General features: G+C 64.1%; 15 protein-coding genes and 1 pseudogene. 5 read left to right on the top strand and 11 right to left on the bottom strand.

Features of this window, described 5'->3' with window-relative positions:
* Window positions 1-35: 35 nt before the first annotated feature.
* The 8 genes and pseudogenes from PVV74_RS00615 to guaA form a co-directional block, all read right to left on the bottom strand.
* Entirely contained in the window at window positions 36-1,010 is a 975-nt protein-coding gene (locus PVV74_RS00615) for an alpha/beta fold hydrolase (protein ID WP_274591872.1), read from the bottom strand.
* Window positions 1,011-1,044: 34 nt separating this feature from the next.
* Window positions 1,045-1,980, bottom strand: coding sequence for a homoserine O-acetyltransferase MetA (gene metA / locus PVV74_RS00610; RefSeq protein ID WP_103761255.1), 936 nt, complete (start codon window positions 1,978-1,980; stop codon window positions 1,045-1,047).
* A gap of 38 nt (window positions 1,981-2,018) precedes the next feature.
* Window positions 2,019-2,879 (bottom strand): ATPase, encoded by an 861-nt coding sequence (locus PVV74_RS00605; RefSeq protein WP_274591871.1) that lies wholly within the window; start codon window positions 2,877-2,879, stop codon window positions 2,019-2,021.
* A gap of 130 nt (window positions 2,880-3,009) precedes the next feature.
* Window positions 3,010-4,104 carry an OmpP1/FadL family transporter gene (locus PVV74_RS00600; RefSeq protein ID WP_274591870.1) on the bottom strand — a complete coding sequence of 365 codons (1,095 nt, stop codon included), beginning with the start codon at window positions 4,102-4,104 and terminating at the stop codon, window positions 3,010-3,012.
* A gap of 141 nt (window positions 4,105-4,245) precedes the next feature.
* Window positions 4,246-5,142: a DMT family transporter gene (locus PVV74_RS00595; protein ID WP_274591869.1), complete on the bottom strand. Its 897-nt coding sequence runs from the start codon at window positions 5,140-5,142 to the stop codon at window positions 4,246-4,248.
* Window positions 5,143-5,279: 137 nt separating this feature from the next.
* Complete coding sequence (locus tag PVV74_RS22825; RefSeq protein WP_338020416.1) at window positions 5,280-6,224, bottom strand: alginate O-acetyltransferase AlgX-related protein; 945 nt, start codon at window positions 6,222-6,224, stop codon at window positions 5,280-5,282.
* Window positions 6,225-6,305: 81 nt separating this feature from the next.
* Window positions 6,306-7,298, bottom strand: a pseudogene (locus PVV74_RS22820) (acyltransferase family protein); the annotation flags it as partial.
* Window positions 7,299-7,346: 48 nt separating this feature from the next.
* Complete coding sequence (gene guaA / locus PVV74_RS00580) at window positions 7,347-8,918, bottom strand: glutamine-hydrolyzing GMP synthase (RefSeq protein WP_274591866.1); 1,572 nt, start codon at window positions 8,916-8,918, stop codon at window positions 7,347-7,349.
* 265 nt (window positions 8,919-9,183) lie between these two features.
* Between guaA and PVV74_RS00575 the strand changes: the two genes are divergently transcribed.
* Entirely contained in the window at window positions 9,184-10,728 is a 1,545-nt protein-coding gene (locus PVV74_RS00575) for a trimethylamine methyltransferase family protein (RefSeq protein WP_103761250.1), read from the top strand.
* A gap of 4 nt (window positions 10,729-10,732) precedes the next feature.
* Here the strand turns inward: PVV74_RS00575 and PVV74_RS00570 are convergent, their stop codons facing one another.
* Window positions 10,733-11,068, bottom strand: coding sequence for a DUF6477 family protein (locus PVV74_RS00570; protein ID WP_274591865.1), 336 nt, complete (start codon window positions 11,066-11,068; stop codon window positions 10,733-10,735).
* Between the two features lie 249 nt (window positions 11,069-11,317).
* On the opposite strand from PVV74_RS00570, the gene PVV74_RS00565 reads away from it, so the two are divergent.
* Window positions 11,318-12,439 (top strand): DUF6456 domain-containing protein, encoded by a 1,122-nt coding sequence (locus PVV74_RS00565; protein WP_274591864.1) that lies wholly within the window; start codon window positions 11,318-11,320, stop codon window positions 12,437-12,439.
* A 10-nt stretch (window positions 12,440-12,449) separates the two neighbouring features.
* Here PVV74_RS00565 and PVV74_RS00560 read toward each other — a convergent pair whose 3' ends face one another.
* Entirely contained in the window at window positions 12,450-13,175 is a 726-nt protein-coding gene (locus tag PVV74_RS00560; RefSeq protein WP_274591863.1) for a VIT1/CCC1 transporter family protein, read from the bottom strand.
* 230 nt (window positions 13,176-13,405) lie between these two features.
* On the opposite strand from PVV74_RS00560, the gene lipA reads away from it, so the two are divergent.
* Window positions 13,406-14,353: a lipoyl synthase gene (gene lipA / locus PVV74_RS00555; RefSeq protein WP_274591862.1), complete on the top strand. Its 948-nt coding sequence runs from the start codon at window positions 13,406-13,408 to the stop codon at window positions 14,351-14,353.
* A gap of 192 nt (window positions 14,354-14,545) precedes the next feature.
* On the opposite strand, the gene PVV74_RS00550 is transcribed toward lipA, so the two are convergent.
* Window positions 14,546-15,115 carry a YcbK family protein gene (locus tag PVV74_RS00550; protein ID WP_103761248.1) on the bottom strand — a complete coding sequence of 190 codons (570 nt, stop codon included), beginning with the start codon at window positions 15,113-15,115 and terminating at the stop codon, window positions 14,546-14,548.
* A gap of 335 nt (window positions 15,116-15,450) precedes the next feature.
* On the opposite strand from PVV74_RS00550, the gene PVV74_RS00545 reads away from it, so the two are divergent.
* Window positions 15,451-17,082: a L,D-transpeptidase family protein gene (locus tag PVV74_RS00545; protein WP_274591861.1), complete on the top strand. Its 1,632-nt coding sequence runs from the start codon at window positions 15,451-15,453 to the stop codon at window positions 17,080-17,082.
* Between the two features lie 27 nt (window positions 17,083-17,109).
* Window positions 17,110-18,201: a UDP-3-O-(3-hydroxymyristoyl)glucosamine N-acyltransferase gene (gene lpxD, locus PVV74_RS00540; RefSeq protein WP_274591860.1), complete on the top strand. Its 1,092-nt coding sequence runs from the start codon at window positions 17,110-17,112 to the stop codon at window positions 18,199-18,201.
* Window positions 18,202-18,204: the final 3 nt, after the last annotated feature.

Genomic DNA, 18,204 nt, shown 5'->3' with positions numbered 1-18,204 from the left:
CTTGATTTTGGGGCGATTATGGGATGTTAAGCGGCTTAACGCAATCCGGCGCGAGAGGCCGCGCGGTCGATTGCCGCGACGGTCGCCTCGGGGCGCACATGGTGGGGCATGTGGCCCACGCCATCCAGCACCGTCAGGTTGCCGCGCCGCAGCTGTTGCGACAGCGGGATCGAATGCACGTCCAGCGGCACGGTGCTATCGGCATCGCCATGCACGATCTCGACCGGCATCCGCAGCGTATCGCGATACTGCTTCGACATTTCCACGATATGCGGGCGCAGGCCCAGCACCTGCTGGCCGTTTGCCCGCAACGTCTCGCGCCGCAGGGTCAGCCCGGGGCCGAGATACTCGGAATAGCCATCGGGCGCGCTTTGCGGCGCGAAAGTGCCCTCGATGCTGCGCTCGATCCGCTCCTCCGACGCCAGCGCGGTGATCACCGGCACTGCCGTGGCCCCGCCGAGGGCGGTGCCGGTGACGTTGTAGAAGGCTCCCAGATCGCCGGGCCAGGGGTTCGACACGCCCGCCAGCAGGACCAGCGCCGACGTATCCCGTGGCGCGTTCAGCCCCCAGGCCAGAGCCACGGCGCCGCCGAAACTGTGGCCGACCACCACGGGCCGCCGCACGCCGACCTGTGCCGCGGCCTTTTGCAGTAACGCGGCCTGTTCGCGCGGGCTTTCGCCCTCGGTGCTGCCGACGCCGCCATAGCCCGGCAGGCGCTCGGTATAGCCCAGTCCCGGCCGGTCGAACGCAATGACCCGGTAGCGGGACGTCAGCCGTTTTGCCAGGTCAAAGGTGAAGTCACGCAGGTTGCCGCCCGCGCCGTGGATCAGCACCAGGTCCGGGCCCGACCCCTCGACCCAGACATGCACGCGGGTGCCGTCCACCTCGACAAACCGGCCCAGCGGCGGGTGGGTTTGCTCGGCGGTGCGTTCCTTGACCCCGGCCAACCCCGCACAGCTCGACAACAGCGCGACGGCGCCAAGCGCCGCCCAGACCAAGTTGCGTTTCATATGTCCACCTTTCACCGGGATCCGCCCGAAATCGTTACCAGCCGGAACCTAGCCCGATCGTGTCCATATCAAAGGCCGTTGTCTGGTAGATTTCGTTGATCCAGTTGCCGTAAAGCAGATGCGCATGGCTGCGCCACCGGTTCTGCGGCAGGCAGGAGGGGTCATCGTCGGGGTAGTAGTTGCAGGGCACGTTGATCGGCGTGCCTTGCGCAACGTCGCGGTCATATTCCTGTTTAAGCGTGTCGCTGTCGTATTCCAGGTGGTTGAAGATATACAGCGCCCGCGCCGCGTTGTCCTGCACCAGGCAGGGGCCAACCTCGTCGCTGTCCAGCAGGACCTCCAGCCCGTCGACCGTCTCGATCTCGGCACGGCGCACCTCGGTCCAGCGGCTGACCGGGATCACGCAATCGTCGGAAAACCCGCGCAGGAAGGGTGAGGCGGGCGCCATGTTGCGGTGCCGGAAACATCCGAACGCCTTGGCGTCGAGCAGGTGCTTCTTGACCCCGTGGAAATGGTTGATCATCGCCATCCCGCCCCAGCAGACGCCGAAGGTCGAATGCACGTGGGTGGTTGTCCACTCGAAGACGCGCACCAGTTCGTCCCAATAGGTGACGTCGGAAAACTCCAGATGCTCGATCGGCGCGCCGGTGATGATCAGCCCGTCGAATTTCTCTCCCGTCGCCTCGACCTCGCTGAAGGGCCGGTAAAAGCTTTCCATGTGGTCGGCGGCGGTGTTCTTGGTGCGATGCTCGGACATGCGGATCAGGCTCAGGTCGATCTGCAACGGCGTCGCGCCGATCAGGCGGGCGAACTGGTTCTCGGTCTGGATCTTCTTGGGCATCAGGTTCAGCAACCCGATCCGCAAGGGCCGGATATCCTGCCGCGACGCCTGGTCCTCGTCCATCACCATCACCCCCTCGCGGGTGAGGACGTCAAAGGCGGGCAGGCTGGCGGGGATCTTGATGGGCATGTCGGAACCTGTGTCGGGGATCAGGCCTAGATAAAGGTTTATTCCGTACGCTCAAGGGCTCCGGCCACCAGCGCCTCGAAACTCTCGGTGGTTGTGACCTGCGCCACCTCGTCGGCGGTCAGCGTGATGCCCCACTTCTCCATCGCCGCATAGCGTGGCGCGCGGTGTGCCAGCGCGCGGGCATAGGTCCAGCGAATGAAGTGATCGGGTTCAACGTCGCCTTCTTCAACATTGTTTTTGTGAAGGTATTCCGCCCAGGCAGCCGCCAGGAACTCGGGCTGATAGCACATCGGCTTGGGCGCGCGGTCGAAGCGGCGGATCAGTTCCTGCCGGTGCGCCTCGTCGCCTTTCAGGCCGATCAAAAGACAGTGAGACGACAGTTCCGTCAGGATCGGATCGTCCGGATCGTCGCCATCGACCCATTCACAGATCGACCCGCCGGTATCGCAGACAAAATTCGGATAGCAATAGAGCCGTCCCGCGCGTTCGATGAAATGGCCGGTATCCATCAGCGCGTTGATCTCCGCGTTCCGAAACTGATCCTGCCTCGTGCGATATTCGTCGATCGGCAACCCGCCCTTGTCTGGGTCGCCCGGTTTGCCCAGGTAGGTGGACACCGGGGACAGGTTGTCGAAGGTGATGTTCGAGCCGATATAGATCGAATCCGTCTTCAGCAGGTCCCGCAGAAACGGCACCTTCATCGCGTGCGCCTTGGCGTTGTCGGCGATCAGTTCGCCCATGTAGCGGGTGCCGATCCGGTAATCGATGGAATAGTGAAACCAGTCGCCCGCCTCGCGCAGTATGTTCGACAGGTGGGTCTTGCCCAGCCCCGACATGCCGTAAAGCAGCACCCGTTTGTGCGGCGCATCCCGCCAATCCTGCGCGGTCTGGTAGATCATTGTCCAAGCTCCCTTTGCGCCGCTTTGGTAGACAGCGACGCGGAGGGCGTCAAACCTCAATCCGTTGCAACCAAAGAAAAACCCCGCCGGAGTGGACGGCGGGGTTTTCCGATCTTGAGTGCAGCAGGGCTCAGAAGTGGTAGCCCAGCTTCATGCCCACGCTGATCGCGTCATTGTTGCGGAAGTTGCCGCGCGGAGTGCCCCCGGTCTGCGGCACGCCATTGCCCAGCATCGTGTAGCGCACGCCACCCGAGATGTCGACGCTGTCGTTGACGATGTACTTGCCGCCCACGGTGATGCCCGTCTGGCCGTTGGTCGGCCCGAGGGGCGAAACCAGATCGTCACCGCTGGTATCTTCGTAGCTGATCGCGATGCTGCCCGAGAATTTCTCGGTAAAGCGCTTGCCGACACCGATCTCGTAGGTGGTGATGTCGTCAAAGCTGGCCAGGTTGTTACCGAAGATCGTCGGCGTCAGGGTGAAGTCCGACCACTTGGCGTGACGGATCGAACCGAAAATCAGTGTGCTTTGGTTGATACCCGATTGAACCGACAGTTCGATCGTCTCGGGCGTCTCCGAGTTCGTGAAGGTCGTGAACGTGCCCGCGCCGGGAATGGTTTCGGTGGTGCGGAAGCGCAGGTCGACCGGCGAGTGATAGGTCAGCGACGCACGCAGCGCGATTTCCGGCACTTCATAGGCTGCGCCCACGACGTATCCCGCGCCGGTCGTGTTTGCGAAGCGGAAGTTGGCGCCGTTGGCCGGACCATAGGCCAGGCCCGCAATCGTGATGTCGCCCTCGGCATTCAGGAAGCGCGGACCGATATAGGCCGAAATCCGGTCGGTGAATTTCCAGCGCACCAGCGCGGTCAGCGCGTGGGTTTCGGCATCGGCGCTCGTGCCGCCCAGCAGGGTGGTCGCCGGGTTGCCGCCATAGGCCGTATCGGCGCCATAGGGCTGGTCATAGATCATCGCCAGCGACAGCTTTTCATTGAAATCGACCTTGAATGCGAAGCCGACGGTGGAGTAATCCCCGGCCACGTTGCTGATCGAGTTGCCAGCCAAGTCAGAGCCGGTCACATCCGGCATGGTGAAACCGAACGACAGCTCGGCATAGTTGCCTTGCTCGAACAAGGGATCGATCGGGGTATAGCTACGGTCCAGTCCGCCCGCATGGGCGGTGCCTGCCGCAAGGCCGAGAGTGGTGGCGGCCAGTGCCAGTTTTTTCATGAGTTACTCTCCTCCAGAACACTAAGTCACACTACTGTTGCGTGTGAAAATCGGTCAATTTTTACGCGACGTCATGAAGCGAGGAGCAGGGGGCGTGCGTGCAAGAATGTCACAGCCCGAGGCCATTCCGAACCGTTCGGTTCACCTCTTGCGGGTCTCGGACCAGAGGTTGAGGTAATTCGCGCCGAAAATCAGGGCCGCGCCGACGAAGACAAAGACGCTCACCGCCTCGTCATAGACCAGCAGACCCACGATCGCGATCACCGGCAGCCGCATGAAATCGATCGGACTGACCAGCGTGGCCGGCGCCAGCGCCAAGGCCGACGTGATGCAGAAATGCGCCGTCAGACCGCAGATGCCGATGGCCACCAGCCACGGCAGGCTGACGAGCGAGGGCAGGGCGGTATCCCCGTCAAAGCCTGCACAGACCAGGCCGAACACCGCCTGCATCACGGTCATCCAGAACAGGATGCAGGTCAGAGATTCCGTCCGCGTCAGACGCTTGGCAAAGATATACGTCCCGGCAAAGCCGATGGCACAGGCCGCCGCCGCCGCGGTACCGATATTCAGCGTGTCGGGCGTGGGACGCGCCACGATAAGGATGCCGATGAACCCCAGCACGGCGGCAATCACCCGCATCCGCGTCATCCGCTCGCCCAGCATCAGGGGCGACAGGATCAGCACCCACAAGGGCGTGGTGAATTCCAATGCGAAGACCTGCGCCAGCGGGATCATGGTGATCGCGAAGAACCACAGGTTCTGGCCGGTGAAGTGAAAGACGTTGCGCAACAGATGCGTGCCGGTCTTTTGCGTCGGCAACTCGTGCAGACGCCCCTGTGCCAGTACGAACCCCATCACCACGACGAGGCCAACGATGCTGCGAAACATCATGATTTCAAAGGTATCCAGCTCGAAGCTCACCTGCCGCCCGGCCACGGCCATCAGGGTGAAGGACGCCACCGCGCCCATCATGAACACCCCCGCGCGCAGAACGGGCACCGCGGTGTCCCGCGCCGGGTCTTGCAGGTTGTCGGTCATCTAGTCCTCGGGTCAGCCAATGGGCCATAGCGCAGAGCGGGCCACCCACGCTCTGTAAGTCACATGATCTCTAAAGAGGCGCAACGGGCATTCCAAGGCCTGAGTGTCCGATGGTCCAAGCTTCGGTCACGCGCGGTTCAGAAGGTTCTTTCGACCCGGATGACGACGATCAGATCCGGTTTGTCGTCGGCGGCCTCCAGATCCTGCGCCAGACGCGGCAGCCGTTCACGCCAGTGCCCCTTGTGGTGAACTTCGCGAAACGACGCTTCAATGAACGGCTTCACCGCAAGGGCGAAGGAATCGCCGACAACCCACACCGTCATGTCCGACGGCGGGTTCGAGTTGGTCACCACCTCGCGCGTGCCGAACGAATCAGACACGGTCGCATCGGGAATGCCGCGCCGCTGCAGCTCGAACTCCCGCCTGAACTCGAACAGCCAGTTGTCCCCGGAATGCAGCGGATAGCTTTCCATTCCGGCGAGTCCCTTGATGATGTCGCCCTCGTATTCGGGCCCAGGTGAAAACGCCACATCGGGCACCGGCAATCCGAGCGCCTGCATCAGCCCCGCCCAGGCAAGAAACGCGCCCTTGCTGTTCCAATGGGTGTCCGTGCGGTAATAGAGTTCGCCCTCCGTCCCCTTGTCCCGCACGAACCCGGCGGTCGGGTCGTGGAAAGTCAGGTTCGGGATCGGGTCCAGCGCCTGCGCGAAAGCGTCGAAATACCGGATGTCCGCGGGCGTCAGCTCGGGCGGCAGGAATTCGGGGTAGACCGACGATTTGTTGGGACCGACAAGCAGCGCAACACGCGTGCCGGATTGTGCCGCCGTCTCGGCGATCTCCACAAAGAGCGTGCGCATCTCTTCAACCTCGTCGGGCGGGGGCGGGCTGGCAAATCGCAGCTTGGCCACCGTCCGGTCATAGCTGTTGCCGAGAAACAACCAGTCGTCACGCCCCTCGAACCACCGGCTGGAAGGGCCGATCCTGTGTTCCAGACCGTCCCGCAGGTACACCGTCCGGGCGGTGTGGCTGTCGCTGAAATCGGTCCGGCTGATCGCGAAGCCTGCCAATCCGACTGCCACCATGACCGCGGCGAGGCTCAGCGCACGCGCCGGTTCGCGGAATTTTCCAAAGCGGATCGGCCGCTCGATCAAGCGATAGGTCAGCCATGCCAGCAGGATGGCCAGAAGCACGCCCGCAACCCGCGCATCCCGGTGCGGCACGTCGTCCTCTGAAATGTGCAGGAATGACAGGACCGGCCAATGCCAAAGGTAGAGCGGATAACTTATAAGCCCGAACCAGACCGCGACGCGATTGGTGAAGAGGGGGGCCACCCCCCAAGCCGTCGCCCCGCCGAGGATCACGAGCACCGCTCCCAGAACGGGCAGGATCGCCCACCAGGACGGAAAGGCGACCGTCCGGTCGATCACCGCCACCGACACGACCAGAAGCAGCAGCCCCAGTCCTCCCGCCAGTTTGCGAACCGTTGCACCGGCCAGCGGCCCGTCCCGGTGCACCGTAATCCACGCCAGAATGCTCCCGCTCAGCAACTCCCAGAAGCGCCCGAACGGCCAGAAGAACGTCTCGACCGGATGCGTGGTGGCATAGACGACATTCACGAAGAAGGAGGCCGCGAAAACGATCAGGGTCAGGATCAGCAGGCCGCCCCGCAGCTTCCACGCCACCCAAAGCGCCAGCGGCCACAGGATATAGAACTGTTCCTCGACCGCGAGGCTCTACAGGTGCAGCATCGGCTTCACCTCGGCCGCGGCGTCGAAATAGCCGGCCTCGGCGGCAAAGACGAAGTTGCTGATGAACGCCGCCCCGCTGGCGACGTGCAGGCCAAGCTGGTTGAACTCGTCCGACAAAAGGACCAGCCAGCCGAACAGCAGGCTGAGCGACATCACCACCAGCAGCGCGGGAAAAATCCGCCGGATACGCCGTTGAAAGAAGTCGGCAAAGCTGAACGCGCCTTCGCCCAGCTTCTCGAAGATATGGCTGGTGATCAGAAAGCCGCTGATGACGAAGAATACGTCGACCCCGACGAACCCGCCCGGCACCGCGTCCGGGAAGGCATGAAGCGCGACGACGGACAGGACCGCGAAGGCCCGAAGACCGTCGATCTCTCTTCGATAGCCGGTATGATGCGGGGGCGTCATGAATTTCAACGTGGCGTCATTGCGGGCGGGGGACCCGAGGGCAAGCGCCTACTCCCACTCGATGGTGCCCGGCGGCTTGCTGGTGATGTCATAGGTCACGCGGTTGATACCCTCGACCTCGTTGATGATCCGCGTCGCGGTCTCGCCCAGGAAATCATGGCTGAACGGGTAGTAATCGGCGGTCATCCCGTCGACACTCGTCACCGCGCGCAGCGCGCAGGCATAATCATAGGTCCGCCCGTCGCCCATCACGCCCACGGTGCGCACCGGCAGGATCGCAACGAAAGCCTGCCAGATCTCATCGTAAAGGCCGTGCTTGCGGATCTGGTCGATATAGACGGCATCCGCCTTTCGCAGGATCTCCAGCTTGTCGCGGGTGATCTCGCCGGGGCAGCGGATGGCAAGGCCGGGGCCGGGGAAGGGGTGGCGCCCGATAAAGCTGTCGGGCAGGCCCAATTCGCGGCCAAGTGCCCGCACCTCGTCCTTGAACAATTCGCGCAGCGGCTCGACCAGCTTCAGCCCCATCTTCTCGGGCAGGCCGCCGACATTGTGGTGGCTCTTGATCGTCACGCTGGGTCCGCCGGAAAAGCTGACGGATTCAATGACATCCGGGTAAAGCGTGCCTTGCGCGAGGAAGGCCGCGCCCTCGATCTCGTCGGCGTATTTCTGGAACACGTCGATGAACAGCTTGCCGATGATCTTGCGCTTGGTCTCGGGGTCCGAGACGCCGTCCAACTCGCCAAGGAACAGATCCTGCTCCTGCGCGTGAATGACCCGCAGATTCATATGGTCGCGGAACATGCCTACGACTTCCTCGCCCTCGTTCAGGCGCAACAGGCCATGATCGACAAAGACGCAGGTGAGGTTCTCGCCAATCGCTTCGTGAATGAGGGCCGCCGCCACGGAACTGTCCACCCCGCCCGACAGCGCGCAGATGACTTTCGAGTCGCCCACCTGCTCGCGGATCGCCTCGACCATCTCCTCGCGGTAGGCGGCCATGGTCCAGTCGCCCTTGAACCCGGCGCGCTTGACGAAATTCTCGTAAAGCGTGCGGCCATTGGGCGTGTGATGCACTTCCGGATGGAACTGCACCGCGTAGAAATCCCGCTCCAGATCGGCGGTGATGGCAAAGGGCGCGTGCGGCGAGGTGCCGTAGACCGCGAACCCGGGCGCCAGTTCGGCCACATGGTCGCCATGGCTCATCCACACCTGCTCGCGCTCGCCAAGGAACCAGCCCGCCAGAAGTTCGATGCGCTCTTCCGTGGGCGACACCCAGGCGCGGCCGAACTCCGCCGTGCCGCCGCCGCCCGAGATCTTGCCGCCTTCGACGCGCCCACCCAGGTCCTGCATCATGACCTGCTGGCCATAGCAGATGCCAAGGATCGGCACCCCGAGGTCATAAACCGATTGCGGCGGGCGGGGTGCGCCGTCGCGGGTCACCGTGTCGGGGCCGCCCGAAAAGATCACGGCCTTCGGCGCAAAGTCCTTCAGGAATTCGTCCGTGACGTTCTGGAACGGGTGAATTTCGCAATAAACGCTCAGCTCGCGCAGGCGGCGCGCGATCAGCTGCGTCACCTGGCTGCCAAAGTCGATGATAAGAAGGCGGTCATGCTGGGTCATGCAAAGCCCATATGAAAAGCCCGTGCGCGATGCAACAGGTTTGAGCGTGCCTGACCAAGCAGCGCACGGACATGACGTGCCACCACATCCCGTAGGGCGGGCGAGAGCCCACGCGCATTTGCCCGCCGCATCCTCATCATCCCCCCGAATGTCGTTATAGACCGTGAAACGGCGCAAATCTCCCGCGACTCGCTCGCATTAGCGGATAATTAAGGGGACAGTCGCACTCTCATCAGGGTGCAAGTCCACGTTGGGGAACCAGAATATGGCCGAAGCAGCAGCCCGCAGACGGGCCCGGGGCGGAGGCGGCGCAGCCCGCCGCGCAGAACGTACCGCCGTTAGCGTCGAAACCGCCAAGTATATCGAGCGTAACATCCCGAATTTCGAGATCCTCAACGAAGAGGCGCTCGAGATGATCGAGCACAACGCCGAAACCGTTCTGGAAGAGATCGGCGTCAACTTCGTCGAGAACCCCAAGGCGCTCCAGATGTGGAAAGACGCCGGCGCCGACGTGCAGGGCGAACGGGTGCACATCCCCCGCGGCCTCGCGCGTGAGCTGATCAAGACCGCGCCGTCGCAATACACCCAGCACGCCCGCAACCCCGAGCGCAGCGTCGTCGTGGGCGGCAACAACCTGGTCTTCGCCCCGGTCTATGGCCCGCCCTTCGTGCGCGACAACGCGGGCGGACGGCGTTACGCGACGATGGCCGACTTCGAGAAATTCGTGAAACTCGGCTACATGTCCAAGTGGCTGCACCACTCGGGCGGCACGGTGTGCGAACCCACCGACATCCCCGTGAACAAGCGGCACCTCGACATGCTGCGCGCGCACATGGTGCTGTCGGACAAGCCCTTCATGGGCTCCGTGACCGAGCCCAGCCGCGCGCAGGACAGCGTCGACATGTGCGGCATCCTCTTCGGTGAGGAGTTCGTGCAGCAGAACACCGTGATGACCTCGCTGATCAACATCAACTCGCCGCTGACTTTCGACGAGGTGATGATGGGCGCGATGGAGGTCTACGCCAAGAACAACCAGGCCTGCATCGTGTCGCCCTTCATCGTCGGCGGCGCCATGGCCCCGGTGACCGTGGCCGGCACCCTGACGCAGGTCATGGCCGAGGCGCTGGCCGGCGTCGCCTTCAACCAGCTCTGCAATCCCGGCGCGCCCGTCATCATGGGGGCTTTCGTGACCTCGATCGACATGAACTCCGGCGCGCCCACCTTCGGGACGCCAGAGGCCGCGCACATCACCTATGGCGCGGGACAGCTGGCCCGCCGCCTGGGGCTGCCCTACCGCTCCGCCGGGTCGTTCAACGGCTCCAAGCTGCCCGATGCGCAGGCCGCCTACGAGACCGCCAACAGCCTCAACATGGGGCTTCTGGCGGGCGTCAACTTCATGCTGCACTCCTGCGGCTGGCTCGAAGGCGGGCTGGTGTCCTCGTTCGAGAAGTTCGTGATGGATGCCGACCAGCTGGGCGTCTACCACCACCTCGCCAAGGGCATCTACACCGACGAGAACGGCCAGGCGATGGATGCCATCCGCGAGGTCGGCCCGGGCGGGCACTACCTTGGTTGCGCCCACACCCAGGCCAATTTCAAGACCGCCTTCTGGCGGTCCGAAATGCTCGACTACAAACCGTTCGAGCAATGGGCCGACGAGGGCGAGCAGGACACGATGGCGTTGGCCGCCACCCGGGTCGAAAAGCAGCTGGCCAATTACCAGCAGCCCGCGCTCGACCCCGGCGTGCTCGAAGCGCTCAACGCCTATGTTGCCGAGAAGAAGGCTTCGATGCCAGACGCCTTCGCCTGATCCTTCACGGCACCGGCGCGGGCTGCAAGCCTTGCGCCGGTGCCTCCGGTTTGGGCGCCAACGCGGCCCGGATCAGCCGCGCCTCTCCCATGATCGCAATCATCACGTCCACGTGCCGGGCCACCGCGTACTCCGCGCGCCGTCCGCGCCGGGCCGCGTCAAGCTCCGCCTCGACCGCAATCAATTCCGCCAGTGCCGCGCCGCTGTCGGGCAGGGCGCTCGTGTCCAGGTGCCGCGGCAAATGCAACTCGCGGCGGTACTGCGCGGCGCCCAGCCGGGCCGCGCGGATCAGAAGCCGCGGGCGTTTGAGCGTGTCGAGAACGCAAAGCAGATCGGTCATGTCAGGTCTCCTTCATTCGGGAGCCCGATGAGTGCCACACCCGGCCGGGGCGTTGCGTGAGTCGCTGTTCAACCGAACGGAACCGTTTCCAATTGTTCACACAATCGAAACCATTGTTTCCAGACTGGCTGTAAATTAACGAACTGGTAACCAAGTCGCCCCTAGGTTGCATCCCGCTTGTGGATAAATCTGTGGGCAAATTGGGGCAACTGATCCTCTTGCAAGAGATCAGGCCAAGGAGGGAAACGGATGAGCAAAGCTGGCTTGGCGGGGGCACCCGCCACGAAAGATCTGTCCTGGGTGCCGATGGCAGCCATCACCTATCTGGCCCATACCGAGGGCGGCACGTCGATCCGGGCGCTGGCCCGGCGACTCGGTTGTCACGCCTCCACCGTTTCTCGACAGGTCCGTGCGCTCGAAGCCTTGCGCGACGACCACCTTGTCGACGAAGCGCTGCGCCGCCTTGGCCGGCGGGTGATGTCCCATCCGGACGCCGGTTCGTGCATCAAGGAGAAACGCATGACCGCGCTGCCCGAAGACCAGAACGTCCAACCGACACTGACCGAAACCCGCCTCAACCGCGAAGCCCTGCGCGTGCTGCGCCGCCTGTGTGAAAAAGGGGCCGTGCTGGCCGTGGCCGCCGAGATGGACAAGGCCGTGGTGGTGCGCGAAACCGAGGCCGGGCAGAACCGCACCGCGGTCGTCGATCGCGACATCGCCGAGGCGATGGCGCTGAAATGCTGGATCAGTTGCGACGCGCCGGGCCGGGTGTCGCGCTATGCGATCACGTCGGCGGGGCGTACCGCGCTCGGACAACTGATGGCCCAGGCCGAAAACAGCGCCCGGGGATTCGCCGAGTCGCAAGCCGCGTTCCTGGGCCAGGATGCCGCGCTGGAGCAAGAAGATGGCGAAGAGCGACAGGCCCGATACCGCATCCGCTATGGCATCGCCGAGTCGCCCCTGATCCTGCTCTCGCGCCGCCGCGACCGCGACGGCAGCCGCTTTCTCGGTCCCGATCTCGTCCGCGCCGGGGAGTGCCTGCGTGAGGATTTCGAGATGGCGCGTCTGGGCGACACGCCGCGCGACGACTGGACCGACATCCTGACCGGCGCGGCCCGGCCGACGCCCGCCGACTGGCAGAACGTCACCGCCCGGGCCGCCCAGGCCCGCGTGCTCGGGGCCCTGCGCGACCTGGGACCGGGGCTTGCTGACGTGGCGCTGCGCTGCTGCTGCTTCCTCGAGGGGTTGGAAAGCACCGAGAAAAAGCTCGGATGGTCAGCGCGCTCGGGCAAGATCGTGCTGCGCATCGCGCTGCAACGGCTCAAGCGGCACTACGCCGAATTGGGCGACAGCGCCGGGCTGATGGGGTAGGGGGCGCACGTCAGCCGCCCACCAGCCAGCCCACGCCGAACGCCGCCACGGCGCAGATCGTGCCCACCAGCAGCGTCTCGCCGACGCAGCGGCCCATCCGTTCGCCAGTCGCGTTCCAACGCAACAGGCCGAGCGCGATAAGCGCCGCCGCCGTCGCCGCGACCGAGAGCACGAAGGTCGTTTGCGTGGCGTCGAGTATGAAATAGGGAAAGAGAGGTATCGCCCCGAAAACGATGAAGGACACGAAGGTGAACAGCCCGCTCAGCACGGGGCTGTCCTCGTCGGGGTCCTGCATGCCGAACTCGTAGGTCATCATCAGGTCGGCCATGATCTCGGGATGGCGCGACATGATCGTCGCGGCCGTGTCGGCCTCGCCCGCGGGCAGGCCGCGCTGGCGCAGGATCTCGAACAGCTCCATCCGCTCGTGTTCGGGGTCGGCTGCAATCTCGCGCAGCTCGCTTGTCCGCCGCGCGCGATACAGGTCGTGCTGTGATCGCAGCGACAGGAATTCGCCCAGCCCCATGCTGATCGCGTCGGCGAAAAGGTTTGCCAACCCGAAGACCAGAACAGCAACCCCGCCGATCTGCGCCACGCCCTCGGCCTGCGCACCGGCGAACCCCGCCACGATGGCAAAGGTGGTCACGATCCCGTCATTGCCGCCATAGACGATCTGTTTCAGGTGTTCCTGCGTCTGGCTCAGTCGATGCGCCTCGCGCCGGTGCCGTCGCCAATCCATAGCGCCCTCGGTTTCTGCCCCGAGCGCCAGCATAGAGCCGCCCACGCCTGGCGCAACAGCCCGCGCTCGCACTGCACGGGCGCATACCAAGCACGGCCCTGCAAAAAGAGGTGGGGCACTCGTTACCGGGCGTATCCGTCACATGCATGACGGGATTGCATCACTGGAACTTCCCACCGCAGTGACTTATAAATAAGATGTCTTACCAAAGGATTTGCGGGGAAAAATTCGTGCGCGATCTCAAGATCCCGGACCAGCGCCACCCTGAAAAGGCGCACCGGCCCAACAATGCCCAACCGAAAAAGCCGGACTGGATCCGCGTCAAGGCGCCCGTCGGCAAGGGCTATCTGGAAACCCGCCGGATCATGCGCGAGCACAAGCTGGTCACGGTCTGCGAGGAAGCGGGCTGTCCGAACGCGGGCGAGTGCTGGAACCAGGGCCACGCCACCATGATGATCATGGGCGAGGTCTGCACCCGCGCCTGCTCCTTCTGCAACATCGCCACCGGCAAGCCGCCCGAGGAGCTCGACCCGTTCGAGCCCGGGCGCGTGGCGGACGCGGTGCAGAAACTGGGGCTGAACCACGTGGTCATCACCTCGGTGGATCGCGACGACGTCACCGATGGCGGGGCCGAGCATTTCGCCCAGACGATCCGCGCGATCCGCCACCGTTCGCCCGGCACCACGATCGAGATCCTGACGCCGGATTTCCTGCATTGCGACCCTGCGGTGCTCGAGGTCGTGGTCGCGGCGCAGCCGGACGTCTTCAACCACAATCTCGAAACCGTGCCGGGGATTTACCCCGAGGTGCGCCCCGGTGCGCGCTATTTCCATTCCCTGCGCCTGCTTCAACGGGTCAAGGAAATGGATCCGGGCATCTTCACCAAGTCGGGCATCATGGTGGGCCTGGGCGAAGATCGGCAAGCCGTGCACCAGGTGATGGACGACATGCGCGCCGCCGATATCGATTTCCTGACCATCGGCCAGTACCTGCAACCCACGCCCAAGCACCACGCCGTGGATCGCTTTGTGCATCCCGACGAATTCGCGGCTTATGAAAAGGCCGCCTATGGCAAGGGTTTCCTGATGGTCTCGGCCACGCCGCTGACGCGCTCGTCCTATCATGCGGGTGACGATTTTGCCCGGCTTCGCGATGCGCGGATGGCCAGGCTGGGATAGGGGCGCGGCCCGTCGAGAACAGCAAGCGATCCCGGGTCAAGCCCGGGATGACGTCTGCGTCAGGATCGTACCGGACACAAGCCGCGTCCGACCATTCCGGACGTGATCCGGATTCTCATCTCGGCAAACAAAAACACCGACCTCGCGGGGCCGGTGCTTAACAGAAATAGTCGCGTTTTGTCGCGCGGAGCCTTAGCGCCCCCAGCTGCGGACCGGGCCGCAATCCATGTGCACGAAGTTGGAGCCGGAGTAGCGGCCCACGCCGCCGCCGCGACAGGCCGAAGCCGCGCGGTAGATCTGGTTCACCGAGCGCGAGTTCAGCCGCAGGTCGGCTGCCTGGCCGCGCAGGTGGCGCGAATTCTTCGCCACGCCGCTGGAGCGCGAGCGCAGCATCGCGTTGGTTTTCGGGCTGCGGTAGCCGGACAGCAGCAGGTAGGGCTCGTTCACATCCATCAGGTTGTGGGCCGCTGCCATGATGTCCATCGTGCGCATGTCGATGTTGTGGACGTCGTTGGTACGCCAGTCGCGCATGAAGAGGTTGATCTCGCGGACCGCGTCCTTGATGTATTCGCCTTCGATCCAGTAGATCGTGTCGATCTTTTCACCGGTGCGGGGCGAGGCCATGGTCAGCCGACGAATGTCGCCTGCGCCTCGAAGGAACCCTGCTGCGTTGGAAAACGTTGGTGCTGCGACCACTGTCGTAGCTGCAAATGCACCCAGTAACGCACGCCGCGTTACGCTCGTCGAGCTTTGATCGGTCATGTTGTTAGCGCCTGTCCCGTCGCTTGCCTGTTGCCGCGTTAAGTAGCGGCTCTGTTCATCTCATCCCCAGATGTGTGATTGTTATGGCATATCAGGAATCGGTTACCAAGGGGTGAAAGTCGGAAGGTTCCATAGCACAAGAGATTTCGGCAAGAATTTGCGCAAATTCCGTGCAGCCGTGTTTCCAGACCACAGCTGGCTTTGCGTCCTGGCGGCCACATGTTCCGGTTTTTACCTTTAAAACCAATTGTGATTGGACAGCTCATTCGCGATAGGAACAAATGATTGCGTGCGCTTGTTGCGCAGGCAGGGAATTCGTTGATTTGGAGAACGGCATGAGCAGCGCGTTGCGCACCTTTGGACACACCAGCATTTTCACCACCATTGTCAGTGGCCTGATGGCCGTTGTTTTCTGGATGTCCGCGTCACAACCCGCCGCCGCGCAGGTCACCGCCTTCAAACAGGCCGTCGCCGAGGCCGCCTCGGACGACCGCGATCTCGCCGCCTTCTATCGCAGCACCGGTTTCACGGGCATCTGGACCGACCAGGACGCGCACAGGGCCCGCCGACAGGCACTGTTCCTCGCGCTGCAAACGGTGTCGGCCCACGGCCTGCCCCAATCGCGCTACGACATCGACGCGCTGGAACAGACGCTGCGCGCCGCGCGCACGCCCCGCGATATCGGCTTTGCCGAGGTCGCGCTCAGCAAGGCGTTTCTGAACCTGGCCGATGACATGCGCACCGGCGTGCTCGACCCGCGCCGCGTGGTGCCCGCGATCAAGCGCGAGCTGCGCGATTATGACCGCACCCGCACGCTGACCGCCTTTGCCGCCAGCGACGAGCCGCGCCAGTTCATCCGCCAGCTGGCGCCCTCGACCAACGAATACAAACGCCTGATGAAGGAAAAGATGCGGCTCGAAGGTCTCGTCGCCGAGGGCGGCTGGGGGCCGACCGTTCCGGGCGGCAAGCTCGAACCGGGCGCGTCCGGTGCGGCCGTGACGGCGCTGCGCAACCGGCTTATGGCCAAGGGCTATCTCGGGCGCACCGCCACGCAAAGCTATGACGCCACCATCCAGAAAGCCGTGCGGGAGTTCCAGCGCGACCACGGGCTGGAACCCGACGGCGTTGCCGGCGAAAGCACCCTGCGCGAGGTCAACGCCACCGCCGAGGACCGCCTTCAGTCGGTGACCGTGGCGATGGAGCGCGAGCGCTGGCTGAACCTGCCTGAGGGCCGGGGCAAGCGCCACATCCTCGTGAACCTCACCGACTTTTCCGCCCGCATCATCGATGACGATATCGAGACCTTCCGCACGCGGGCCGTGATCGGCGCCAAGGCCGCCGACCGTCAAAGCCCCGAGTTCTCGGACGAGATGGAACACATGATCATCAATCCGACCTGGCACGTGCCACGCTCGATCGCGGTCAAGGAATACCTGCCCAAGATGAAGCGCAACCGCAACGCCGCCGGTCACCTGCGCCTCGTGGACAGCCGCGGCCGCACGGTCAGCCGCTCCCGCATCAATTTCGGCGCCTACAACGCCCGCAATTTCCCGTTTGCCATCAAGCAGCCGCCCTCCAGCCGCAATGCGCTTGGCCTGGTGAAGTTCATGTTCCCCAACAAGTACAACATCTACCTGCACGACACCCCGCAGAAGCACTTGTTCGACCATGAAACCCGCGCCTACAGCCACGGCTGCATCCGCCTGCACCAGCCCTTCGATTTCGCCTACGCCCTGCTGGCCGTGCAGGAGGCCGACCCGAAGGGCAAGTTCCACGGCATCCTGAACACGGGGCGTGAAACCAAGGTCGATCTGGAAAATCACGTGCCGGTGCACATCATCTACCGCACCGCCGTGACCTCTCCCAAGGGGCACGTGAACTACCGCCCCGATGTCTATGGCCGCGATGCGCGGATTTGGTCCGCGCTGGAACGCGCAGGGGTTTCACTGCCCGGCGTTCGCGGATAAACCGGCCCCGAACGAAGGGGTTGCCACATGTCCTATACCATAGACCAGATCGCGCGCGCGCTCGGGGCCAACGCCATGGGCGCGACCGACATCGCCATTGATGGCGTGTCCGAACCCGCCGACGCCGGGCCGGACCACCTCGCGCTGGCCATGAAGCCGGAATATGCCGAAACCCTCTCGCAGGGGCGTGCGCGCGCCGCGCTTGTCTGGGAGGGGGCCGACTGGCAGGCGCTGGGGCTGGAGGCGGCGATCGTCGCGCCGCGCCCGCGCTACGTCATGTCCGGGCTGAGCACGCTTTTCGATCCCGGGCAAGGCTGGGACGACGGGATTCACCCCTCGGCCGTCATTCACGACAGCGCCACTTTGGGGGACAATGTCACGGTCGGTCCGCTGGCGGTGATCTGTGCCGGCGCCCGGATCGGCGCGAACAGCGTGATCGGCCCGCAAAGCTTTGTCGGCACCGACGCGGTTCTGGGCGAACAGGCCTTCCTGCGCGAAGGTGCCCGCATCGGCGCGCGCGTGGTGATCGGCGACCGTTTCATCGCACAGCCCAACGCGGTCGTGGGCTCGGACGGGTTTTCCTATGTCACCCCTAACGTCTCGGGTGTCGAACGCGCCCGCCAGACCCTGGGCGACCAGGGCGACATTGCCGCGCAATCCTATGTCCGCATCCACAGCCTCGGCGCGGTCCGCATCGGCGACGATGTCGAGGTCGGCGCCCATGCCTCGCTTGACCGGGGCACCATCCGCGACACGGTGATCGGCGACCGCACCAAGATCGACAATCTCGTGCAGATCGGCCACAATTGCGTCATCGGCACCGACTGCCTGCTTTGCGGACAGGTCGGGCTGGCCGGCTCGGTCAAGGTCGGCAACAGCGTCGTTCTGGCGGGGCAGGTGGGGGTCGGTGACAATATCTTCATCGGCGACAACGTCATCGCGGGGGGCGGCACCAAGATCCTCGCCAACGTGCCCGCGGGCCGCGTCATGCTGGGCTACCCGGCGATGAAGATGGACACCCAGATGGAGGTCTATAAGTACCTGCGCCGGATCAAGCGGCTCTTTGCCGACGTGGCTGACCTCAAGAAAGCTGTTTCAAAACCGGATCAGAGTGACTAAAGC

Origin of the sequence: Roseovarius sp. SK2 (assembly GCF_028807495.1) — a bacterium.
In the GTDB taxonomy this organism is placed as follows: Bacteria; Pseudomonadota; Alphaproteobacteria; order Rhodobacterales; family Rhodobacteraceae; genus Roseovarius; species Roseovarius confluentis.
This window is presented reverse-complemented; position numbering and strand designations above follow the sequence as displayed.